The organism is Arthrobacter sp. 10T44, assembly GCF_056393885.1.
On the sequence record NZ_JBFTGT010000012.1, the window covers coordinates 81719 to 102711 of the forward strand.

Here is a 20993-nt window from a genome sequence, read left to right on the forward strand (position 1 = left end):
TCAACTGCCGGCCAGGGCCTCCCGCACGCTTTCGGCCACGGCCGCGGCGCCGTCCTCGCCCATCACGATCGTGTAATGGTTGACATCCGGCACCTCCCGGACCCGCAGGGACGGCAGCTTCGCGGCCCAGTCGTCCAGGTAGCCGGGCGCGTAAAGGGCGGCCGGCTCGTTCAGCAGCCCGCGCGGCGCCCGGAGGACCACGGTGTCCACGGCGAGTTCGGCCAGCGCCTTGAGCAGCGAGGCGCCCCGGTGCAGTTCCGCGGTGTCCTCGGCCATCGCCTGATAGCGCGTGGCGGGCCGCAGTTCCGGCTCCTCGCCGGTGAGGTCGTAGTCAACGTAGGCTTCCACGAGCGGCCCCCAGCCGGCGCTGAACGCCGGGTGCTGCCGCCAGAAGGACCGGTACACCTCGCGGCTAGGGAACGTGGCGTTGAGGCGCTCGGCAGCCGGGCCGAGCACCGAGGAGATGAGCTGCTCGTCGGAAATCCCCTCCGGGACCTGGAGCGGCAGTCCGCCGTCCACCAGCACCAGGGAGCGGACGCGCTCCGGGAACAGGTTCGCCAGGACGAGCGAGGCGAAGGCGCCCATCGAATGCCCCACGACGACGACCGGCCCCGGGGCCAGCGCCGCCAGCACCGCGGCGAGGTCCTCCGCGTGCGAGGGCATCCCGTACGGGGCGGGAAGAGCATTGCTGCGGCCGCGTCCGCGCAGGTCCGGGGCGATGATCCGGACGTCGGGCAGCGCCTCGGCCAGGTACGGCCAGGCCTTGTGCGAGGCGGTGACCCCATGGACGGCGAGGATGGTCGGGGCGTCGGGTTCGTCCGGGCCCCAGATGGCGGTGTGCAGCGTGCCGCCGCGGACCTCCACTTCGGCGGTGCGGTACGTGTCCTTGCTGGCTGTCTGGGTCATGGGGCTGTCCCTTCCTGGGGCGGTGTGGGGTTCGCGGCCGTTCCTGGCGCGGAACCGGGCGAGGGCGCAAGGGCCCGTTCGATGAACTGCATCATCTCCTCGAAGACTTCTTCGGGTACGTCGGGCCGGGCGCCGGTGGCGGGTTCGGCACCCTCCTCGTCCCAAAGGACCCAGCGCATGCCGATCAGCTCACCGATGCCCATCAGGGCCCAGGCCGCGACGGTGGGGTCCATCTCCCGGACCTCGCCGCTGAGCTGGGCCGCCTTCAGGCCCTCGATGTAGCCGTTCACGACCCGGGTGTAGTGCAGACGCAGCGCGCCGGGCGAGACGAACTCGGCCTGCCGGATGATCCGGTACAGGGCGGGGTGCTGCGCGGTGAAGCGGAAGAAGGCCCGGAAGCCGGCCCGTTCCGCCTCGAGCCGGGTACCTGCGCTCTTGGCCGCATCGGTCATGGCGTGCCGGACGCGCCGGTTCAGGTCCTCGACCACTTCGTCGAAGATGGCCTGTTTGCCGTCAAAGTACAGGTAAAACGTGCCGAGGCCGACGCCGGCCGCCTCCGTGATCTTGACGATCGAGGCTTCGTGGTAGCCCACGGAGGCGAAGACGGACTCCGCGGCCTCGAGCAGCTTGGCCCGGGTACGGGTGCCGCGGGCGGTGCGCGGCGCGGCGCTCATGCCCGTCCCCCTGCCGCGGAGCCGCGACCGGCCAGGTCCTGGCGCAGCTTGGCGCGGAGTACCTTGTTCAGTGCGGTGCGTGGCAGCGCTGGGACCAGCTCGATCCGGGCCGGGACCTTGAAGCGGGCCAGCTGGGAGGCGCAGTGTTCCAGCAGCTCCTGCTCGTCGGTGGCCATCCCGGGACGGACCACGACGAAGCCCATGCCGCTTTCGCCCCAGCGTGCGTCCTCCACCCCGACGACGGCGGCCTGCGCCACCGCCGGGTGGCCCAGCAGGGCGGCCTCGACCTCGGCCGGGGCCACGTTCTCGCCGCCGGAGATGTAGATGTCCTTGAGCCGGTCCACGACTTTGATGTACCCCTCGGCGTCGCGCTCCACCAGGTCGCCGGTGCGCAGCCAGCCGCCGGCGAGGACGGCAGCCGTGGCGGCGGGATCGCGGAAGTAGCCGGCAAATACGCCCGGGCCCCCGACCAGCAGCTCGCCGCTGGCGGCGCCGTCGAGGATTTCTCCGGTGACCGGGTCCGCCACGGCGACGGCGACGTGCGGATACGGCTTGCCGGAGTAGCCCACCATCCGTTCGGCGTCCTCGTTCGGCAGGCACAGCACATTGGGCGAGGCCTCCGTCAGGCCGTAGCCCTGGCTCAGGGCCACTCCCCGGCGGTGCCAGATCCGCAGCAGCGGCGCCGGCATCGGCGCCCCGCCCACCACGGCGTGGCGCAGGCTGCCGAGTTCGGCCCGGGCAAAGTCCGGGTGTTCGGCCAGCATCAGGTACTGGGTGGGGACACCCATCAGCATGGTCACGCCCCGCTCGGCGATGAGCTGCAGCACGCGGCCCGGATCGAACCCGCGTTCCAGCACCACGGTGGCGCCGACCCACCACGCCAGCAGCGGCTGGATGTTCCAGCCGCCCACGTGGAACTGCGGGAGCACGGCCAGCACCACGTCATTGCTGCCCATGTCCAGGGTCCGTGAGAGCGAGAGGTTGTTCCAGAAGCAGTTGGCGTGGGTCAGGACGGCGGCCTTGCTGGCCCCCTCGGTGCCGGAGGTGAAAATCATCAGCAGGGCGTCGTCGTCGCGCACGTCGCGGCGTGGCGCGCCGGCGTCGGCCGAGGGCGCCGGCCGCACGCGCGAGGGCAGCGGGACGGCCCTTTCGACGCCGCCGGGGCCCAGGGCAGCGGTCCGCGGCCGGTGCGGCAGCAGTGCGCACGCCGCCGCGGCGAGCGAGTCGAGCTCGCCTTCCACCAGCAGCAGCTGGGGCTCGGCGAGTTCGAGCTGCGCCGCGAGTTCCCGGGGCGAGAGCCGCCAGGACAGCGGGACCAGGACCAGCCCGGCCTTGGCACAGGCAAAGAAGGCCACCACATGGTCCGAGCTGTTGCCGGTGAGACTCGCGATCCGGTCCCCGATCGCGTAACCGGCGGCACGGAACCCGGCAGCAAGAGCCGAGGCACGGCGTTCCAGCTCGCTGTAGAGCAGGGTGCAGCCGCGGTCGTCGATGGCGACCCGGTGCGGCGTGGAAAGGCTGCGGTCGGTGGTCCAGCGGCCCAGGGTGTGCAGGCCGTCGGCCTGGTTCGGACCGGTCGGGTTGCTCATGCAGCGTCCTCCAGGATGTTTTGGGGCGTCTCGATACCGCTGCTGCCGGCACGGGTGCCCCTGCGGCGCTGCGCCAGCCGCTCGGCGGTTCCGGCGAGGCCGCCGGGAAGGAAGAGCACCACCAGGATGAAGAGCGTGCCGAGGATGAACAACGGTTCTGACAACGGTACCCGCAGGATGTCCGGAAGGGATTTCACGGCCTCGGAGTTGGCGAGTGTCGTAAGCCGCTGGTCGAGGATGGTGTAGAACACGCCGCCGACCACAGCGCCCCAGCGCGAGCCCACGCCGCCCAGGACCACCATCACCAGCAGCATGATGGTGAGGTCCGAGGAGATGGCTCGCGGCACGGCCCCGCTTTGCAGCAGCAGGAAGACCATGCCGATCACGCAGACCAGGATCGCGGAGAGAACGAAGATCAGCAGCTTCACGAGGTATGGCTGCAGGCCCAGGACCCGGACGCGCAGTTCGTTTTCGCGCACGGCGGCCGCGGTGTGACCGGCCCGGGAGGACTGCACCCAGGTGACGATGACGAACACGGCAACCAGCACGGCCAGTGCCAGCCAGTACAGGTTGCGGGTGTTGACCACGCCCACCAGGAAGTCCGGCAGGTTGTCGGTGCGCAGCGTCATACCCTCGTCGCCGCCGGTCCGGCCGTCGGGGTTACGGCCGACGATCACCGAGCCGGCCTGGGCGAACGCGAGCGTGACCATGGCGAAGGGGATGCCGCTGACGCGGAGGCTGATGCTGCCCACCACGTGGGCCAGTACGACCACCATCAGCAGCGTGAGCCCCATGGCCGGCAGCAGCGGGATGTCCAGGTTCTGCAGAATGATCGCCAGGCCATAGACCCCGGCGCCGAAGTAGAGCGCGTGCCCGAAGGACAGCAGCCCGGCAACGCCGAGGAGCAGGTGGTAGGTCAGGGCGGCGGCTGCCATCAGCATGCACATGGCCAGCAACTGCAGGGACCCGGGCGTGTAGCTGGGGCCGGGCAGCACGCCTGGCAGGGAGATGTTCAGCAGCGGGAGCAGGACTAGGAGCAGCACTCCGGCTGCGCCCGCGGCCCGCGCTGCGAGGCGGCGGCCCGCGGGGACGGGGCGTGCGCCGTCGGAAGGGGTGCGGGGTCCTCCCTGCGCGGCGGCTTTCCGGCTCCGGCGGGCGTCGGCGCCGTCGGCCGCCGGCTGTCCTGGGTTGGTGCCGTCGATGTTGGTGCCGTCGGTGCTGTTGGGGTCAGTTTCGGTGGTCATGCGGTTCTCCCAAGCAGGCCGGTGGGACGGAACAGCAGCACGAGGGCCAGCGCCAGTACGACGACGAAGTCACCGGTGCCGCCGAGGTAGAAGTTGGCGAACTGCTGCAGGATAGCGACGGCGACGGCGGCGATGGCCGCGCCGGTCAGTGAGCCGAGGCCGCCGATCACCGTGACGATGAAGGCGAAGATCAGCAGCGAGCCGCCGAGCATCGGTGAGACGTAGCCGAAGTAGTGCGAGGCGAGAACCCCGCCGAGGCCCGCCGCCGCCCCGCCGATGGTGAAGACGAGGGTGAAGGCCTTGCGGACGTCGATGCCGAGGGCGGTAACCATGGACCGGTTTTCGACGCCTGCGCGGATGATCATGCCGTAGCGGGTCTTTTTGAGGAAAAACACCAGCGCCAGCAGCACCAACAGCGCGGCGATGATGCAGACGAAACGGTCGTTGGGGACCCGCGCGCCAAGGATGTCGGTAGTGTCCTTGAACCACGCAGGGCCCTGGATGTACACCGGGTCGGTTCCCCACGTGCCGTCAAACAGCGCGACGGCGGCGAGGGACAGGCCCAGCGTGACGAGCACCTGCTCGATGTGGCGTTGGTAGAGCCTGCGGATCAGGACGAACTCGGTGAACGCGGCAAACGCAGCGCCGGCGGCGGCCCCGACGACGAGTGACAGCAGGAAGATTCCCCAGTTGTCAGAGCCGGCGCGGCGGGCCATTTCCCAGCCGGTAAAGGCACCCAGGGTCAGGAAGGCGCCGTGCGCGAAGTTCAGCACCCCCATTAGCCCGTAGATCAGGGACAGGCCGGCAGCAACGAGGAAGTAGAGTGCACCCAGGCCGAGGCCGGTGAACAACAGCAGGACGAGGGTGCTCACAGGGCAGCGCCTTTCTCGGCGGGGTCCGCGGCGGGTTCCATGGCGGGGTCCATCGCGGGGTCCCGGTGAGACGCGGTCTCGCTGGAGACACCCAGATGCCTTTGGATCAGCACCGCGTCATCGAGGAAGTCGAGGGCGCGGCCGGTGTGGACCACGCGTCCGCCGGAGAGCACGACGGCGCCCTCGGCCAGCTGGCGGACCACGTGGAGGTTTTGCTCGACGAGCAGGATCGGGACGGTCCTGGCTGCCTCGGCCAGGGTCTCCGCCACCTCACCGACGATCTTGGGCGCGAGGCCCTTGGTGGGCTCGTCGACCAGCAGGATCTTGTTGGTGTTCAGCAGGGCCCGTGCCAGCGAGACCATCTGCTGCTGGCCGCCGGACAGCGTCCCGGCCATCTGGGCGGAGCGCGCCAGCAGGTCCGGGAAGAGTTCCTCTACCAGTTGCCGGCGCGGGGCGGCATCGCGTTCGGCGAGCCGGAGGTTCTCCGCGACCGTCAGCCCGGAAAAGACCTCACGGTCCTCCGGGACGTAACCAACACCGCGCTGAATGATCTTGAAGGTCGCTTCCTTCTCTATCCGTTCGCCGGCCAGTTCGACAATGCCCGCGCGGTCGATCAGGCCGATGATGGCCTTGATGGTGCTGGTTTTCCCGACGCCGTTGCGGCCCAGCAATGCGGTGATTCCGGTCGCGGGGACGGTGAAGGACACATCCTCCACCACCTGCTGCCCGGCGATCCTGGCATTGAGGCCCTCGACCCGCAGGATGGGCGGGGCTTCGGCGGCGGGGCGTTCGGTGGCGGGGCTCATACGGGTTCTCCGAGGTAGGCGCTTTGCACGGTGGGATCGGCCATAACGGCGGCCGGGCTGTCCAGGGCCAACAGGCTGCCGTGGTGCATCACGGCCACCCTGTCCACCAGGCCCAGCACGACGTCCATGTGGTGCTCGACCATCATCACGGTGCAGCCGCGGTCCCGGTGCATTCCCCGGATGATCGCGGTGAGGGACGGGACGTCCCCCGACGCCACCCCGGCCATCGGTTCGTCGAGCAGGACGACGGCGGGATCCGTCGCCAGCAGTACGGCGATTTCGACCTTGCGCTTCTCGCCGTGCGAGAGGTCCCCCGCCGCCGTCGTGAGTTTGCCGGTGAGGCCGACCTCCGCGATGGTGCCCCGCGCGATCCGGGTGGCCTCGTCCGACGCCGACGGAAAGCGCAGAACGCTGAAGCTGCCGCCCAGTTTCGCCTGGGCCGCGAGCCGGACGTTCTCCAGCACGCTCAGCCGGGGAAACAGGTTGGAGGTCTGGAAGGTCCGTCCCAGCCCTGCCTTGGCCCGGCGGTGGATAGGCGCGGCCGTGATCTCCCTGCCGTTCAGCGTAATGCTGCCCGCGGTGGGCCGCAGCACGCCGGAGATCAGGTTGAACAAGGTGGTCTTGCCGGCCCCGTTGGGGCCGATGACGCCGATCATCTCGCCGGCGCCGACGGCGAAGCCCACATCCTGGAGGATGCGCGCACCGCCGATCTGCAGACCAAGGCCATCCACCGCAAGGGCGGGCAGGGCTGGGGTTGTCATACGGTTCCTTCGTTTCTCGCGGTCTGGTCCGGGGAAGGGTGCCTGGCCCCAACGGGCCGGGCGGCTACTTCTTTTCCGGCGGCGCGACCGTGTCGCCGGGAACCACCTTGACGAGCTCGGGAGCCCAGGTGGCGCCCTTCTGGACCAGCTTGGCCTGGTACATGTCCTGGACCAGGGCGTGGTCCGACGCGCGCACGGTTTCCTTGCCCTTGGGGCCATCGAAGCTGAAGCCTTCAAGGGCCTTGACCATGGCGTCAGGGTCCGTCCCGCCGCCTTCCTTGATTGCCTGGGCGATCAGCTGGCCAAGGACGAAGCCGTCCGGGGTGAACAGGTCGGCCTTGTGGCCGGCCTTCTCGACGGCGGCGATCATCTTCTTTTCCACCTCGGTGCCTGAGGCACCCGGGAAGTAGTGGCTGAGGAAGCTGATCTTGGAGCTCGCCGGGCCGTAGGCGCCGAAGCTGGACGCGTCTCCCAGGCCGGTCACGACGGGGGCGGCGTCGAAGACGCCCTGCTGGCTCAGTGCCTGCCACATGCTGCCGGTGGTCGCCCCGGCCCAGGCCACGAAAACCATATCCGGCTTGGTGTCGAGGAGCTGACGGGCAAACGGGGTCAATTCCTGGTTTTCCGGGACCAGGACCGAGCCCACAGTGGCGCCCTTGGCTCCGAGGACAGCCTTAACGGCGGCGACGTTGCCCTGGCCGAACGCGTTGTCCTGTGCAAAGACGACGACTTTCTTGCCGTTGGTGTTGATAAAGGTGCCGGCGGTGGCGACGTCCTGCAGGCTCTGCCGGCCGGAACGGAAGGTGTACTTGTTAACGCCCTGGATGGCGTCGGTGGCCGCTGCCCCGGAGATGTACAGCACCTTGTTCTGCTGGGCCTGCTCCGCGAGCTTCACGGCGATTCCTGACGACGCGGTGCCGCCAATAATCTTGTAGCCCTTGCCGATCATGTCCTTGGCGGCGGTGACGGCCTTGTCCGGGTCGCCGGCGTCGTCCGCGTAGGTCAGGTTGATCTTGGCGCCGTTGATCTCGCCGGTGCCGCCGGTCGCGTAGTCAATGCCGGCCTGGAGGCCCTCGTAGTAGGTCGCCCCGTACGCCGCGAGCGGTCCGGTCTTGGAATAGATGATGCCGACGTTGACGGGCTCGGCTTTGCCGGCACCGCCGGAGCCCGCCGGCGCAGCCGACCCGGCGGTGGGCGCACAGGCGCTGAGGGCGAGCCCCGTGGCCATCACGGCGGCCATCAGGAACTTCTTTGTATCCGTCACGGGATGCCTTTCGTTGAGAATCCGCGGAATCTCAGCAGGAGATCCGACAGGAGGTAGCAGCTGAACCTGAAAGGTGATTCAGATTACGGCAAACCTATGACGCGGCTCACACCATGTCAATGGGATTCGGGGCAGCCCCGGTAACGAAACGGCAACTTTCCGGCGCCGCGTGCGTCAACGGCCCTCCCGCAGAAGGGTGCGGAACATCCGCCACTCCCCCGGATCCGGAGCGGGACCGTCGAGCCCTCCCCCGGATCCCAATCGGGTCCGATCCTTTACAGCCGCGGGGCACGGCGTGATGATGGTGGCGGGGCCAGCCGAAGCGAAGCCCAGTCGGAGGAAGCATGGATCGACCGCTGCCAGGCAGCGCACACGAGGCCCTTGAGGCATTCCTGGGGCAATGGAGCGGCACCACCCAGTGGGAAGCCACCGCCTGGGGTCCCGCCCGGGCCGCCGCGGCCGAGGTCGTTTTCGCCCGCGCCGCAGCCGGCCTGGCTGTGACCATGAGCTACCGCCATACCGGCGCCGACGGCGCCAAGACCGAGGGCGTCGGGGTGTTCACCATGGACCCCGACCATCCCGATACGCTTTGGTACCACGTCAACAGCATGGGCCTGCCCCCGGAGGCGCCCGCCCGGGCCAGCTGGCACGACGGCACCCTGACCATCGAACGGCGCAGCGACCGCGGTACCGCCCGGCACACCCTGCGGGTTGAGAACGGCCAGCTGACGCACTCCGCCGGGCTGCGGCTAGGGAGCGCGAGCGACTTCAGCCCTTTCATGACCACGGTGTGCCGCCGCGTCCCGGAGCCCGCGCCCGTCGCCGCCTGAGCTGCGGGAGGACCGGCAATTACCCCTCCCGAGCTGCGGGAGGACCGGCTTAGAGGCCGAACGTCTCGGTTTCCTCGAAGGGACCTACCACGGTGACGGTCCGCGGGGCGGCCGCGAGTTCGCGCGCCAGCTCCTGGACCTCGGCCGCGGTGACGGCTTTGATCTGCCGCAGGGTCTCGTCGATGTCCTGGTACTCGCCGGAGACCAGTTCGGCGCGGCCCAGCCGGGACATCCGCGAACCGGTGTCTTCCAGGGCCAGGACGATGCCACCGCTGAGCTGGCCGACGGCCTTGCGGAGTTCCTCTTCGGAGATGCCGCCCTCGGCCAGTTTGTCCAGCTCGGCGCCGAGGAGCTCCAGGACTTGCCGGACCTTTGACGGCGTGCACCCGGCGTACATGCCGAAGTAGCCGGCGTCGGCGTAGGAGGAGGCGAAGGAGTAGGTCGAGTACACCAGGCCGCGCTTCTCGCGGACCTCCTGGAACAGCCGCGATGACATGCCGCCGCCCAGCACGGCGTTGAGCACGCTCATCACGAAGCGCCGGTCATCGGTGGCTACCAGGGACGGGCAGCCCATGATGATGTTGGCCTGTTCCACCGGGCGCTTGACCACGTGCAATCCCGCGGTGCCGGTGATCGAGGCGCGTTCGGTGGAGCGGCGCTGCACGGGGGCGGCGTCGTGTTCGAGTTCCCAGCCGGCAGAGTGCAAAGCGTGCACCACGAGTTCGCAGACGACGTCGTGGTCCAGTCCCCCGGCGGCGGTGATGACCAGCTCATCCGGTCGGTAGTAACGGCGGTAGTGGTCCCAGACCGAGTCGCGGGCAACGGCGCGGATGGCATCCGGCGTGCCGCCGATCGGGCGGCCGAGCGGGTGCGTGCCGAGGACCGCGGCGACGAAGTGTTCGTGCGCGACGTCGGTGGGATCGTCGCTGTCCATGGCGATTTCCTCAAGGATGACGTCGCGCTCCTGCTCCATCTCCTGCGGGTCCAGCACGGCGCCGGTGATCATGTCCGCGATGACGTCGATGGCCATCGGAAGGTCCGTGTCCAGCACCCGGGCGAAGTAGCAGGTGCTCTCCTTGGCGGTGGCGGCGTTCGATTCCCCGCCCACCTCGTCGAAGGCGGAGGCGATTTCCAGCGCGGTGCGCCGCTTGGTGCCCTTGAACAGCAGGTGCTCCAGGAAGTGGGTGGAGCCGTGCTGCCCGGGGGCCTCATCACGCGAGCCGACGCCGACCCAGAAACCGATGGTCGCGGAGCGCTGCCCCGGCATTGCCTCGGTCAGCACCCGGACGCCGCCGGGCAGTACCGACCGACGCACCTGCGAGCCGCCGTCGGCTCCGTGGATGAGGGTGTCAGCGTGCTGGTTCTGCTCAAGCGGCAGGGGAACGACAGTCATTAAGGCCTTTCAATAAAACCGTCACGGGAAACGTGCCAAATCTGCCTGCAATCCTACCTGCCTTTAACGGCAGCGGGGCCGGTGGACGAATCCACCGGCCCCGCTGCTTGGGTCAGGAAAGACTACTCTGCGGACTCCTCGGAGACCTCAGTGTTGGCAGCGTCCGCAGACCCTTCCTCATCGGCCACGACGGGCGAGAGGGAGAGCTTTCCGCGGTCGTCGATCTTGGTGATTTCCACCTGGATCTTCTGTCCAACGGAAACAACGTCTTCGACGTTGTCCACGCGCTTGCCGCCGGCGATCTTGCGCAGCTCGGAGATGTGCAGCAGACCGTCCTTGCCCGGGGTCAGGGAAACGAAGGCGCCGAAGGTCGTGGTCTTGACGACCGTGCCCAGGTAACGCTCGCCGATTTCCGGGACCTGCGGGTTGGCGATGGCGTTGATCGCGGACCGTGCTGCATCGGCAGACGGGCCGTTCGTGGCGCCAATGTAGACAGTTCCGTCGTCCTCGATCGAGATGTCGGCTCCGGTGTCTTCCTGGATCTGGTTGATCATCTTGCCCTTCGGGCCGATGACCTCGCCGATCTTGTCTACCGGGATCTTGACCGCGATGACGCGCGGCGCGAACTCGGAGAGCTCGTCCGGGGTGTCGATCGCGGAGTTCAGCACGTCCAGGATGTGCAGGCGGGCCTCGCGGGCCTGCTTCAGGGCGGCGGCCAGGACCGACGCCGGGATACCGTCGAGCTTGGTGTCCAGCTGGATGGCCGTGACGAACTCGGAGGTACCGGCAACCTTGAAGTCCATGTCGCCGAAGGCATCTTCGGCGCCGAGGATATCGGTCAGGGCTGCGTAGCGGGTCTGGCCGTCAACCTGGTCGGAGACCAGGCCCATGGCGATACCGGCAACGGCGGCCTTCAGCGGCACGCCTGCGTTCAGCAGGGACAGCGTGGAGGCGCAGACGGAACCCATCGACGTCGAACCGTTGGAGCTGAGAGCCTCAGATACCTGGCGGATCGCGTAGGGGAATTCCTCGCGGGAGGGCAGGACCGGCATGATGGCGCGCTCTGCGAGGGCACCGTGGCCGATTTCGCGGCGCTTCGGCGAACCGACGCGGCCGGTCTCGCCGGTGGAGTACGGCGGGAAGTTGTAGTTGTGCATGTAGCGCTTGCGCGTCACGGGAGACAGCGAGTCGATCTGCTGTTCCATCTTGAGCATGTTCAGCGTGGTGACACCCATGATCTGGGTCTCGCCGCGTTCGAAGATGGCCGAGCCGTGGACGCGGGGCAGGACCTCGACCTCGGCGGTGAGCTGGCGGATGTCCGTCAGGCCGCGGCCGTCGATGCGGATCTGGTCCTTGAGGATGCGCTGGCGCACGACCTGCTTGGTGACGGAGCGGAAGGCTGCGGACAGTTCCTTCTCGCGGCCTTCGAACTGGCCGGCCAGGGAAGAGGTGACCTCGTCCTTCAGCTCGTCGGAGGCGGTGTCGCGCTCCTGCTTGTCGGCGATCTGGAAGACAGCGGCCAGCTTCTCGGCGGCAGCGGACTCGACGGCGGCGTAGACGTCGTCCTGGTAGTCCAGGAAGACCGGGAACTCGACGGTCGGCTTGGCGGCGCGGGCTGCCAGGTCGGACTGCGCTTCGCAGAGAGCCTTGATGAACGGCTTGGCGGCCTCGAGGCCCTCGGAAACAACCTCTTCGGTCGGGGCGGTGGCGCCCTGTTCCTTGATCAGGTTCCAGGAGTTGTCCGTGGCTTCGGCTTCGACCATCATGATCGCAACGTCGTCGCCCGCGATGCGGCCGGCAACAACCATGTTGAAGACGGCGTTCTCCAGCTGCGAGTGCTTCGGGAAGGCAACCCACTGCGAGCCGTGCTCGTCGGCGACGAGGGCAACGCGGACGCCGCCGATCGGGCCGGAGAAGGGCAGGCCGGAGAGCTGGGTGGACATCGAGGACGCGTTGATAGCGACGACGTCGTACAGCTCGTCCGGGTTGATGGACAGCACGGTGACGACGATCTGGACCTCGTTGCGGAGGCCCTTCACGAACGCGGGGCGCAGCGGGCGGTCCATCAGGCGGCAGGCCAGGATGGCTTCCGTCGAGGGACGGCCTTCGCGGCGGAAGAACGAGCCCGGGATGCGGCCCGCGGCGTACATGCGCTCTTCGACGTCGACGGTCAGCGGGAAGAAGTCAAAACCTTCGCGCGGGTGCTTTCCGGCGGTAGTTGCGGACAGCAGCGCGGTCTCTTCATCGATGTAGACCATTGCTGCGCCGGCTGCCTGCTTGGCAAGACGGCCGGTTTCAAAGCGGATAACCCGCTTGCCGAAGCGGCCATTGTCAATGACGGCTTCTGAGAACTGGATTTCGGGACCCTCCAAGAGAGTCACCTCCGTTTCTTGATTTACGGAGTCCAGCCGCATCAACCCAGTCCAGCATCTGTCTACTGGACTGCACTGCACCCGGTCATCGATCGAGACCCACGGGCCAAGGCTTCAGTCCTTGAAGCCGTTCCCGGAGATCACTACCGAGGACCGCGAATGCGTGATGCGGTTGATCCTCCTGTTGAGTTTTTTTGCAGAAGGCGGCCCCTTCCGATGGAAAGGGCCGCCCCCTAGAGCTGACTAGCGGCGCAGGCCGAGGCGCTCGATGAGCGCACGGTAGCGGTTGATGTCAGTGTTCTTGAGGTAGGTGAGCATGCGCTTGCGACGACCAACCATGGCCAGCAGACCGCGCTGGGTGTGGTAATCGTGCTTGTGCACCTTCATGTGCTCCGTCAGATCCTTGATCCGCTGGGTCAGGACTGCAACCTGGACCTCCGGCGAGCCGGTGTCGCCCTCGGACGTTGCGAAATCCTTCATGATGGACTGCTTTACAGCGGCTTCAAGTGCCACGTTAACTCCTAGAGATGTGCCGTGAGGCCCGAATCAGTAATTCACTGCCGGGTGTGCCGCGCCGGAAATCCCCGCCCTTGGGAAGGCTTCCACAGCACAACAAGAGCCAGCCGCCACGGACTGCAGCCGGATCCAACGTTTAGTTTACTGGCACGCCGTCGAAGTTGTCTAAACAGTCCGCGGGCCGTCCACCGTTACTCGGAGTCTGCCAGCAGCCCGCGGATCGCCGCGACGCCCCGGTACAGCTCGGCGAACGAGGTGCTCAGCGGCGACAGACCGATCCGGATGCCCTGCGGTGCACGGAAGTCGGGGATCACGTCCTGCTCCCACAGCACCGCCGTCATCTCCCGGAAGGCCGGGTGGTCCACGGTGATGTGGCTGCCGCGCAGCTCCGGGTCCCGCGGAGTTGCCAGCCGCACGCCGGCCGGTTCCAGCCAGGCGTCATGGAGTTCGACGGCGAACGCGGTCAGCAGCCGGGACTTCTCCCGCACGGCGGCCATGCCGACTTCCTCGAGCAGGTCCAGCGTGCCGCGCATGGCGAGCATGCCGAAGACGGCCGGGGTGCCGCTGAGGAAACCCCGGATGCCGGCAGCGGCCTCATAGCCGGGCCCCATTTCGAAGGCGTCCTTGCGCCCCATCCAGCCCCAGATCGGCTGCTGCAGCCCGGGCAGGTGCCGGGCGTTGACGTAGGCGAACGCGGGCGAGCCGGGTCCCCCGTTCAGGTATTTGTAGGTGCAACCCGCGGCGAAGTCCACGTCCGCGGCGTCCAGGCCGATCTCCACCGAACCGGCGGAGTGGCACAGGTCCCACACGACAAGCGCGCCGGCGTCGTGCACGGCGGCGGTAATGCCCGGAAGGTCCGCGAGGAATCCGGAGCGGTAGGCGATCTGGCTCAGGACCACGACGGCGGTGGCCGGGCCGGTGGCGGCGCGCACCTGCTCCACGGTCACGCCGGAGGCCGGGTCCGCCTCGATCCAGCGCAGGGTGAGGCCCTCTTCGCGCGCGATGCCTTCGACGAGGTAGCGGTCGGTCGGGAAGTTGTCCGTATCCAGCACGATCTCGGTGCGGCTGGGGTCGGTGACGGCGGCCAGCGCGGCGCGGATCAGCTTGTAGAGCACCACCGTGGTGGAATCCGCGATGATGGTCTGCCCAGGGGCGGCGCCGAGCACTGCGCGGCCGAGCTGGTCTCCAATTGCTTGCGGGAGCTCCAGCCATTCCTCGTCCCAGCCGCGGATCAGGCGCCCGCCCCAGCTGTCCTGGATGAAGCTGCTGATGTCCGTGACGGTCCGTTTGAGCGGACGGCCCAGTGAGTTGCCGTCGAGGTAGGACAGCTCCGAATCGGTGCCGAGGAAGTGCTCGCGGTAGGAGGCAAGAGGATCCGCGGCGTCGAGGTCGAGCGCGCGCTGCCAGAGAGCATCGGTGCCCGCGGGGGCCGCCGGTTCGGCGCTCACTGGCCGATCTCCGTGCGGACCGCGAACAGCTCGGGAAAGAAGGTCAGTTCGAGGGCTTTTTGCAGGAACGCGGCGCCGCTGGATCCGCCGGTGCCGGCCTTCATGCCGATGGTGCGCTGCACGGTGCGCAGGTGCCGGAAGCGCCAGAGCTGGAAATTGTCCTCCAGGTCCACGAGTTCTTCGCAGGCTTCGTAGGCGCCCCAGTTGCTCGCGGCGTTTTCGTAGATGTACTTGAACACCGGGACCAGCTCGGGGCAGAACTCGTGGGCCTGGCTCACGTCCCGGTTGAGCACCGAGGCCGGCACGTCGAAGCCCTGGCGCTTGAGGTAGGCGAGGAAGTCGTCGTAGATACTCGGGGCTTCGAGGAGTTCCTGGAGCATCCGGTGGGCTTCGGGGTCCGATTCGAACACCGGCAACATTTTGCGGTTCTTGTTGCCGAGCAGGAATTCCACCGCGCGGTACTGGCTGGACTGGAACCCGGACGAGTTGCCGAGGAAGCCGCGGAACTGGGAGTACTCGGTGGGTGTGAGCGTGGCCAGCACGGACCACTGCTCGGTCAGGGTTTTCTGGATGTGTTTGACCCGGGCGATCGCCTTGAGCGCGGAGCCGAGGTCGTCCGCCCGCAGCCAGGCGGCCGCGCTGCGGAGTTCGTGCAGCACGAGCTTGAGCCACAGTTCCGTGGTCTGGTGCTGGATGATGAACAGCATCTCGTCGTGGTGCTCCGGCTCGCTGACCGGCTGCTGGGCACTGAGAAGCGTCGGCAACTGCAGGTACGAGGCGTAGCTCATCCGGGCGCTGAAGTCGCGGACTATGTCCTTGTCCAGCTCCCGCGTGTTCTTCTCAATCGTCACGTCTTGCCTTCCTTGCCAAACGGGGCGCGCTAGCCGGCGAAAAGGATGTCGTGCGCCTGCACGACGTCAAGCCGCATCTGCTCAACCAGCGCCTCAGGGCCACGGTACGCGACCATGCCGCGCAAACGGGCCACGAACTCGACCACCACTGTCTGGCCGTACAGATCGAAGTCCTCGACGGCCTCTTCCGGGCGGTCGATCACGTGCGCCTCGACCTGCCGGCTAACGCCGTCGAAGGTCGGGTTGGAGCCCACGGAAATGGCGGCGGGCCACCGCGTGCCGGCCTGGTCCACGAGCCAGCCGGCGTAAATGCCGTCCGCGGGGATGTAGCCGCTGGCATCGGAGGAGAGGTTGGCCGTAGGGAAACCGAGGTCGCGGCCTCGAGCTGCCCCGTGGACCACCTCGCCGCGCATCCGGTGCGGCCGGCCCAGGACGGCGGCGGCGGTGGCGACGTCACCCTCCCGCAGCGCTTCCCGGACCCAGGTGGAGGAACAACGGCGGTCGCTCGCGCCGCCGTCGTCTTGTCCGCCGCCGTGGTGTCCGTGCAACGGGTAGCCTTCGGAACCGAACTCGCTGATGACCTGGACCTCGAAGCCGAGCTTCTCCCCCAGTTCCTTCATGGTGTCCAGGTCCCCGGAGTTGCCGCGGCCGAAGCGGGCGTCGTGGCCGATCACCACGTGGCTGGCCTTGAGCGCATCGACCAGCACGGAGGAGACGAACTCTTCCGGCGTGAGGCTGGCCAGTTCGAGCGAGTACTTCATCACCAGGACGGCGTCGAGGCCAACCTCGCCGAGGGCGACGAGCTTGTCCTCCAGGCCCATGATCAGCTCGGGGGCGGATTCGGGGCGGTGGACCTGCGCCGGGTGCGGGTCAAAGGTGATGGCGACGGCGCGGGCATGGTTCAGGCGGGCGGTACGGATGAGCTGCGAGAGCACCTGCTGGTGGCCGCGGTGCACGCCGTCGAAGTTGCCGAACGTGACCACGGACGGGCCGAAGTCCGCCGGGACTTCGGACGGATCGTTCCAGATGTGGACCATCTACCTCGCCTTTTGCTGCCTGCCATTGACTCCTCCGGAGGGTTGGGACCGGCTCCGGAACTCTCTAAGATTACCCGCTATCGCCCCGGTTCTTGGACGGCACCCGGGGCTCCGGCGGACGCCTTTCCGCCTCCCCCGCCCCGGGCTACGATGCAAGGGCACCAGTTCGGCCACGGCAACGCTGCCGGCGCCGCCAACAATGTCCGCGGCCCGGCCCGCGGCTGAAGGAGAACGCCATGACTGAGCTTCAGGACATCCTCGGGCAGATCCCGGTAGACCAAATTGCCAGCATGCTCGGAACTGACCGGCAGACCGCCCAGGCCGCGGTGGAGGCTGCCGTGCCCACGCTCCTCGCCGGACTGCATAACAACGCACAGGCTCCGGAGGGCGCGGCCTCGCTGGAGTCCGCGCTCGGCCAGCACCGCGACGGGCTGGTCGACGGCGGCGTCGATGCGGCGCAGGTGGACACTGCCGACGGCGAAAAGATCGTCAACCATGTTTTTGGCGGCCAGCAGGACCAGGTCGCCAACCAGCTGGCGGGAACCGCGCAGCTCGGCGGCATGGGCGGGGACCTGGTCCGCAAGCTCCTGCCGCTGCTCGCGCCGATCGTCATGTCCTACCTCGCCAACAAGGTCCTGGGCGGTCGCGGCCAGGCCGGCGGCGGAACCGGAGCCGGAGGCATTGACCTGGGCGGCATCCTCGGTGGAATTCTCGGCGGCGGCGCGGGCGCAGCCGGCGGCGGCCTGGGCGACATCCTAGGGGGCATGCTTGGCGGCGGGCAGCAGCGGACGGCCAATGAAGCTGTAGCCCCGGACGCCGGCAATGCCGCCGAGCAGGCTGTCCCGCAGGTCCAGCCGTCCGGCAGTGGGCCGCGACCGGGTGAGCTGATCGACATTGACCTCCCGGGCCAGCCTCAGGAAGAGGCGCCGCAGGACGCTGAGCCCCGGAAGAACGACGGCGGCCTCGGCGGCCTGCTGGGTGGACTGTTCGGGAAGAAATAGCGTCCGCTGACGCTGGATTGGGCCTCCAGGAGCGGGGCTGGCATTACCCGGCTGGGTGCGGGCCTGCTGTCGGGAGCCCTTGGAGCCACGCCTCGAGTTCCCGCGGGTGGCGGAAGATGCGGACCTCGGCGGTGCCAGGGTTGCTCTCCAGTTCGCGCATGACCCGTCGCTTGCGGCTGAACGAGCGGAAATGCCACCCGATGATCGAGTCCAGGGCGAAGAGGCGGCCGAACGTTTCCCGGTTCCCGTTGCAGACTTCCTCTCGGGCGATGACCCGGCGAAAGGAGCGGCGGAGCAGCCGGAGCAGCGAAAGCCAGCGCGGATAGTCCAGTCCGACAATCAGCTCCGCTCGCGGCACAACAAGGTCACGCCACACTCCATAGGCGCTGTCCAGGACCCACTTGTCCTGGCCGGCGATGCGCGCCGCGAGCTCCCGCTGCACGGCGGTGTCCGGCTGCCGCCAGCCCGGAAGCCAGCCAATGTCGTCGTCGGCAGAGAACTCCGGGAGCCCCGTTCTCGCCGCATAGGCACGGGCGGCGGAGGACTTCCCGCTCCCGGTGACGCCGTAGAAGAGGACTCGCGAGGGGGCAGCGGTTGGATTCCGGGGGTGCACGAAGTTCAGCATGCCACACTGGTGCGATGCCCCAGTTCTCTATCTCCGCCAGCGCCGACGTGACCGACGCCGAGGCGCTGGCGCTTTATGAATCCGTCGGGTGGGCCGCCTACTCCCGGGACCTGGGACTGCTCGTTCGGGCCATCCGGAATTCTTCGTTTGTGGTCACTGCCCGGAGTGTCGGAGGGGAACTGGTTGGGCTTGCCCGGGCCGTCTCCGACGATGCGACCATCTGCTACTTGCAGGACATCCTCGTGGACCCGGCGTTCCAAGGAACCGGTGTGGGAAGGACGCTGCTGGAAGCCGTCCAGGCGCGGTACGGGCACGTCCGGCAGACGGTCCTCCTCACCGACAACGAGCCGGGCCAGCGAGCCTTCTACGAAGCCCTGGGTTTCACCGAAGGCGCTGACTTCAGCCCTGAGCCGTTGCGGGTTTTCGCGTTGATCCGCTAGCACCGGTCTGCGGCTATTGCCCCTTGCCGTCGCGGCGCTTGGGAGAACGCTTTTCATGGACTGCACTCCCGGTGGCGGCTAAGGTTCGAGCATGCGGAGACTGGCGGGGACAGCGACGATCGGCGTCGTGTTGGGCGTGCTGCTTTGCGGGTGTTGGCTGGTGCCTGTCACCCGCACGGACGCCTGCGTTGACTGGGTCCGCTTCGAGACCATGCAACAACGCTTCGACCACGCCGGCGCGGTCCTGGTCGGCACGCCCCTCCAGAGAGACGGTGAGATCCGGATCTACGGTTACCAGGCCAATGTCCACGTGGTGGAAGTGGAGAAAGTGCTCAAAGGCAGCCTGGGCAAGGGCCCGGTCCGTATCGCGTCCATGCCGGTGACTTGCGGAAAGTCCTATCCCGACGGCGACCCGCTCGACGTCGGCGGCCGGCATCTCTTCTTCCTGACCGAGCAAAACGACGGTTGGTTTACGATGACGCCGGACCAGGGCACTGTCCCGTTCCCGCCGGGCACCCCGATCCCCTTCAAGACCGGCTGAGCGGTCCTTCAGGGTGAAGTAAGCCGGTACACCGAGACGTGGCTGCGGGATTCTCCGGTGAACTCGCTGCCATCCCAGTCCGCCCACCTGGATTCCAACTCGAACCCGGCCAGCCGGGCCATGAGATCCAGCTCGCTGGGCCAGACGTACCGGTGCGGCGTCCGTCCGATCCGCGCCTCCTGACCGTCCGCTAGCTCCGGGGCGAACCGCACATGGTGCGAGATGACGTGCTGATTCAGCACATCGTAGGTATCGACTAGGAGATACCCGGGCTCGCTCTCTTCAACCGTCCCACCGTGGCCGGGCGACAGTGAGCGGAGTTGTGGCACCCAGAGCTCTATGACGAAGCGCCCGCCAGGCGCAAGATGACGCGCAGCGTTCTGGAAACAGCGCACCTGATCGTCCTGCGTCAAGAGGTTGGCGATGGTGTTGAACACCAGGAATGCAAGCGAGAAGTTCTCCCCCGCCAATGCCTCGGTCATGTCGCCCTGAACGACGGGAATGTTGCGTTCGCTGGCCTTCTCACGCAAACGGGAGATCATCGCGTGGGACAGTTCGATACCGCTGACTTGAACCCCCGCTTCCGAAAGCGGAATCGCAACCCGGCCCGTGCCAATGGCAAATTCGATGGCCGGACCGTCACCCGCGAGCTCCGACAGGACCTCTACCGTGGGGCCGAGAACCTCGGGCGCGAACATTCCCTCTCCAGGCGTGTCGTACTTCCTCGCGGTCTCGTCGTCCCAGAGCTGTTGCTGGTTAATCATCCCGTCACTATCGCATCTGCTGTGCGGTTCCTCTAGCGACCGATGCCGCCTCCGTGGCCCAACGTCCGGTCCACAGCCCCGGGCCGCAGGTCTTCGGCCGTCGGCCTTCCCTCTCGGACTTCGGTCTCGGGTCGTCCGTCTCGGGTCGTCGGTCTCGGGTCGTCGGTCTCGGAGCCCAGGCGGCATGACACCTTCGCTGCAGTCACGGCCGGACGCGGCGGCCCTGCTGGGCTCCCCTATCGTGTGACCGTTCGGATTCCGGTCGGCCGGGTACGCCGTTCAGCAACTCCGGGTGCGTGGTTCAGCTACTCCGGGTGCGCCGTTCAGCAACTCCGGGTGCGCCGTTCAGCTTCTGAAGTAGTGGTTTCTTCGGGGTGTTTGGCGTGGGTCGAGGTGGGGTGGCGGGATGAACCACGGGATCCCGGCACGGATCTGGATGGACCATTGTTCTTTGTGGGTCAGGTGGTGATGGTGGGAGCAGAGGAGCGTTCCGTTGTCGGTGGATGTGGTGCCGCCTGTGGACCAGTAGTTAATGTGGTGGGCTTCGCACCAGGGTGCGGGGATGGTGCAGCCGGGGAAGGCGCAGCCCTGGTCGCGGGCGGTGATGGCTTTGCGGAGGTGGGGCGGGAAGATCCGGCTGGTGCGGCCGATGTCCAGGATCCGGCCCTGGGCTCCGAGCAGGACGGGGATGATGTCCGCGTCGCAGGCGATTTTGCGGATGGTCGCGGCGGTGACGGGGCCGGTGAAGGCCAGCGTCCCGGTGCCGGTGAACCCGAGCGATCCCGCCCCGGGGCCGTGTCCGGTGGCTCCGACCCGGCCGAACTGGCCCGGTCCGGTGGTTCCGGCCCGCTCGAACTGGCCGGTGGCGCTGACCTGGCCGGCCCCGTCGGCGGCCGTGCCGGTGTCTCGTTGGAGGCGTTCGAGGAGGTCGCGGTAATCGATGGTGACCATGACCTGGGGCCGGAGCCCTCCGGTGGCGGGCAGTGCGCCGGAAGCCAGGGCCACTTTGCAGGCGCCGACCAGGCCGTCGAGGGATTTCTGCGGCCTCGACCGCCGGTC

The 20993-nt window shown here is 68.0% G+C and carries 21 protein-coding genes; 4 read left to right on the plus strand and 17 right to left on the minus strand.

The genetic code is table 11. The features are described 5' to 3' along the window. The 8 genes from AC1DBL_RS16180 to AC1DBL_RS16215 all read right to left on the minus strand — a co-directional run bounded on the left by AC1DBL_RS16180 (position 1) and on the right by AC1DBL_RS16215 (position 8116). A complete protein-coding gene (locus AC1DBL_RS16180; protein ID WP_476926469.1) occupies positions 1 to 906 on the minus strand; it encodes an alpha/beta hydrolase in 906 nt (301 codons plus the stop codon). Further along, positions 903 to 1580: a TetR/AcrR family transcriptional regulator gene (locus AC1DBL_RS16185; RefSeq protein WP_441419383.1), complete on the minus strand. Its 678-nt coding sequence runs from the start codon at positions 1578 to 1580 to the stop codon at positions 903 to 905. The genes AC1DBL_RS16180 and AC1DBL_RS16185 overlap by 4 nt, the downstream gene beginning before the upstream one ends. After that, positions 1577 to 3169, minus strand: a complete 1593-nt coding sequence (locus AC1DBL_RS16190) for a class I adenylate-forming enzyme family protein (RefSeq protein WP_476909763.1) — start codon at positions 3167 to 3169, stop codon at positions 1577 to 1579. Before AC1DBL_RS16190 ends, AC1DBL_RS16185 begins: the two co-directional genes overlap by 4 nt. After that, positions 3166 to 4413, minus strand: coding sequence for a branched-chain amino acid ABC transporter permease (locus tag AC1DBL_RS16195; protein ID WP_476926470.1), 1248 nt, complete (start codon positions 4411 to 4413; stop codon positions 3166 to 3168). Before AC1DBL_RS16195 ends, AC1DBL_RS16190 begins: the two co-directional genes overlap by 4 nt. Continuing rightward, entirely contained in the window at positions 4410 to 5285 is an 876-nt protein-coding gene (locus AC1DBL_RS16200) for a branched-chain amino acid ABC transporter permease (RefSeq protein ID WP_476909765.1), read from the minus strand. Before AC1DBL_RS16200 ends, AC1DBL_RS16195 begins: the two co-directional genes overlap by 4 nt. Then, on the minus strand, positions 5282 to 6091 hold the full coding sequence (locus tag AC1DBL_RS16205; protein ID WP_476893608.1) for an ABC transporter ATP-binding protein: 810 nt from the start codon (positions 6089 to 6091) through the stop codon (positions 5282 to 5284). The genes AC1DBL_RS16200 and AC1DBL_RS16205 overlap by 4 nt, the downstream gene beginning before the upstream one ends. Beyond that, complete coding sequence (locus AC1DBL_RS16210; protein WP_476893609.1) at positions 6088 to 6852, minus strand: ABC transporter ATP-binding protein; 765 nt, start codon at positions 6850 to 6852, stop codon at positions 6088 to 6090. Before AC1DBL_RS16210 ends, AC1DBL_RS16205 begins: the two co-directional genes overlap by 4 nt. Positions 6853 to 6916: 64 nt before the next feature. Then, positions 6917 to 8116, minus strand: a complete 1200-nt coding sequence (locus tag AC1DBL_RS16215) for a substrate-binding domain-containing protein (RefSeq protein ID WP_476909767.1) — start codon at positions 8114 to 8116, stop codon at positions 6917 to 6919. Between the two features lie 344 nt (positions 8117 to 8460). On the opposite strand from AC1DBL_RS16215, the gene AC1DBL_RS16220 reads away from it, so the two are divergent. Then, positions 8461 to 8946 carry a DUF1579 domain-containing protein gene (locus AC1DBL_RS16220; protein ID WP_441419382.1) on the plus strand — a complete coding sequence of 162 codons (486 nt, stop codon included), beginning with the start codon at positions 8461 to 8463 and terminating at the stop codon, positions 8944 to 8946. A 49-nt stretch (positions 8947 to 8995) separates the two neighbouring features. On the opposite strand, the gene AC1DBL_RS16225 is transcribed toward AC1DBL_RS16220, so the two are convergent. From AC1DBL_RS16225 to AC1DBL_RS16250, 6 genes are all read right to left on the minus strand, one after another. Then, positions 8996 to 10339: a M16 family metallopeptidase gene (locus tag AC1DBL_RS16225; RefSeq protein ID WP_441419381.1), complete on the minus strand. Its 1344-nt coding sequence runs from the start codon at positions 10337 to 10339 to the stop codon at positions 8996 to 8998. 122 nt (positions 10340 to 10461) lie between these two features. Then, positions 10462 to 12711: a polyribonucleotide nucleotidyltransferase gene (locus AC1DBL_RS16230; protein ID WP_441419447.1), complete on the minus strand. Its 2250-nt coding sequence runs from the start codon at positions 12709 to 12711 to the stop codon at positions 10462 to 10464. 243 nt (positions 12712 to 12954) lie between these two features. Further along, the gene (rpsO, locus tag AC1DBL_RS16235) at positions 12955 to 13224 is read right to left on the minus strand and encodes a 30S ribosomal protein S15 (RefSeq protein ID WP_290258342.1); all 270 of its coding nucleotides are present in this window, start codon (positions 13222 to 13224) and stop codon (positions 12955 to 12957) included. Positions 13225 to 13418: 194 nt separating this feature from the next. After that, a complete protein-coding gene (gene kynU / locus AC1DBL_RS16240) occupies positions 13419 to 14675 on the minus strand; it encodes a kynureninase (protein ID WP_476893612.1) in 1257 nt (418 codons plus the stop codon). After that, positions 14672 to 15526 carry a tryptophan 2,3-dioxygenase gene (gene kynA / locus AC1DBL_RS16245; RefSeq protein ID WP_476893613.1) on the minus strand — a complete coding sequence of 285 codons (855 nt, stop codon included), beginning with the start codon at positions 15524 to 15526 and terminating at the stop codon, positions 14672 to 14674. The genes kynU and kynA overlap by 4 nt, the downstream gene beginning before the upstream one ends. Positions 15527 to 15555: 29 nt before the next feature. After that, positions 15556 to 16563 carry a bifunctional riboflavin kinase/FAD synthetase gene (locus AC1DBL_RS16250; RefSeq protein WP_476917827.1) on the minus strand — a complete coding sequence of 336 codons (1008 nt, stop codon included), beginning with the start codon at positions 16561 to 16563 and terminating at the stop codon, positions 15556 to 15558. A gap of 236 nt (positions 16564 to 16799) precedes the next feature. Here AC1DBL_RS16250 and AC1DBL_RS16255 point away from each other — a divergent pair, with 236 nt between their 5' ends. Next, positions 16800 to 17564, plus strand: coding sequence for a DUF937 domain-containing protein (locus AC1DBL_RS16255; protein ID WP_476926471.1), 765 nt, complete (start codon positions 16800 to 16802; stop codon positions 17562 to 17564). Positions 17565 to 17607: 43 nt separating this feature from the next. Here the strand turns inward: AC1DBL_RS16255 and AC1DBL_RS16260 are convergent, their stop codons facing one another. Beyond that, positions 17608 to 18189, minus strand: a complete 582-nt coding sequence (locus tag AC1DBL_RS16260; protein WP_476926472.1) for a P-loop NTPase family protein — start codon at positions 18187 to 18189, stop codon at positions 17608 to 17610. Positions 18190 to 18203: 14 nt separating this feature from the next. Between AC1DBL_RS16260 and AC1DBL_RS16265 the strand changes: the two genes are divergently transcribed. Together AC1DBL_RS16265 and AC1DBL_RS16270 are read left to right on the plus strand one after the other, a co-directional pair. Further along, positions 18204 to 18629 (plus strand): GNAT family N-acetyltransferase, encoded by a 426-nt coding sequence (locus AC1DBL_RS16265; RefSeq protein ID WP_441419375.1) that lies wholly within the window; start codon positions 18204 to 18206, stop codon positions 18627 to 18629. Between the two features lie 91 nt (positions 18630 to 18720). Next, positions 18721 to 19170 (plus strand): MBL fold metallo-hydrolase, encoded by a 450-nt coding sequence (locus AC1DBL_RS16270; protein WP_476893617.1) that lies wholly within the window; start codon positions 18721 to 18723, stop codon positions 19168 to 19170. A gap of 8 nt (positions 19171 to 19178) precedes the next feature. Here the strand turns inward: AC1DBL_RS16270 and AC1DBL_RS16275 are convergent, their stop codons facing one another. Both AC1DBL_RS16275 and AC1DBL_RS16280 read right to left on the minus strand, forming a co-directional pair. Next, positions 19179 to 19934, minus strand: coding sequence for a class I SAM-dependent methyltransferase (locus AC1DBL_RS16275; RefSeq protein WP_441419373.1), 756 nt, complete (start codon positions 19932 to 19934; stop codon positions 19179 to 19181). Between the two features lie 345 nt (positions 19935 to 20279). Beyond that, a partial coding sequence (locus AC1DBL_RS16280) for an HNH endonuclease signature motif containing protein (RefSeq protein ID WP_476926473.1) occupies positions 20280 to 20993 on the minus strand: 714 nt, incomplete at its 5' end.

Coding starts and splice junctions, on each gene's coding strand:
- AC1DBL_RS16180 (WP_476926469.1), bottom strand. CDS start 906: ATGACCCAGACAGCCAGCAAGGACACGTACCGCACCGCCGAAGTGGAG.
- AC1DBL_RS16185 (WP_441419383.1), bottom strand. CDS start 1,580: ATGAGCGCCGCGCCGCGCACCGCCCGCGGCACCCGTACCCGGGCCAAG.
- AC1DBL_RS16190 (WP_476909763.1), bottom strand. CDS start 3,169: ATGAGCAACCCGACCGGTCCGAACCAGGCCGACGGCCTGCACACCCTG.
- AC1DBL_RS16195 (WP_476926470.1), bottom strand. CDS start 4,413: ATGACCACCGAAACTGACCCCAACAGCACCGACGGCACCAACATCGAC.
- AC1DBL_RS16205 (WP_476893608.1), bottom strand. CDS start 6,091: ATGAGCCCCGCCACCGAACGCCCCGCCGCCGAAGCCCCGCCCATCCTG.
- AC1DBL_RS16210 (WP_476893609.1), bottom strand. CDS start 6,852: ATGACAACCCCAGCCCTGCCCGCCCTTGCGGTGGATGGCCTTGGTCTG.
- AC1DBL_RS16220 (WP_441419382.1), top strand. CDS start 8,461: ATGGATCGACCGCTGCCAGGCAGCGCACACGAGGCCCTTGAGGCATTC.
- AC1DBL_RS16225 (WP_441419381.1), bottom strand. CDS start 10,339: ATGACTGTCGTTCCCCTGCCGCTTGAGCAGAACCAGCACGCTGACACC.
- AC1DBL_RS16250 (WP_476917827.1), bottom strand. CDS start 16,563: ATGGTCCACATCTGGAACGATCCGTCCGAAGTCCCGGCGGACTTCGGC.
- AC1DBL_RS16255 (WP_476926471.1), top strand. CDS start 16,800: ATGACTGAGCTTCAGGACATCCTCGGGCAGATCCCGGTAGACCAAATT.
- AC1DBL_RS16260 (WP_476926472.1), bottom strand. CDS start 18,189: ATGCTGAACTTCGTGCACCCCCGGAATCCAACCGCTGCCCCCTCGCGA.
- AC1DBL_RS16265 (WP_441419375.1), top strand. CDS start 18,204: ATGCCCCAGTTCTCTATCTCCGCCAGCGCCGACGTGACCGACGCCGAG.
- AC1DBL_RS16270 (WP_476893617.1), top strand. CDS start 18,721: ATGCGGAGACTGGCGGGGACAGCGACGATCGGCGTCGTGTTGGGCGTG.
- AC1DBL_RS16275 (WP_441419373.1), bottom strand. CDS start 19,934: ATGATTAACCAGCAACAGCTCTGGGACGACGAGACCGCGAGGAAGTAC.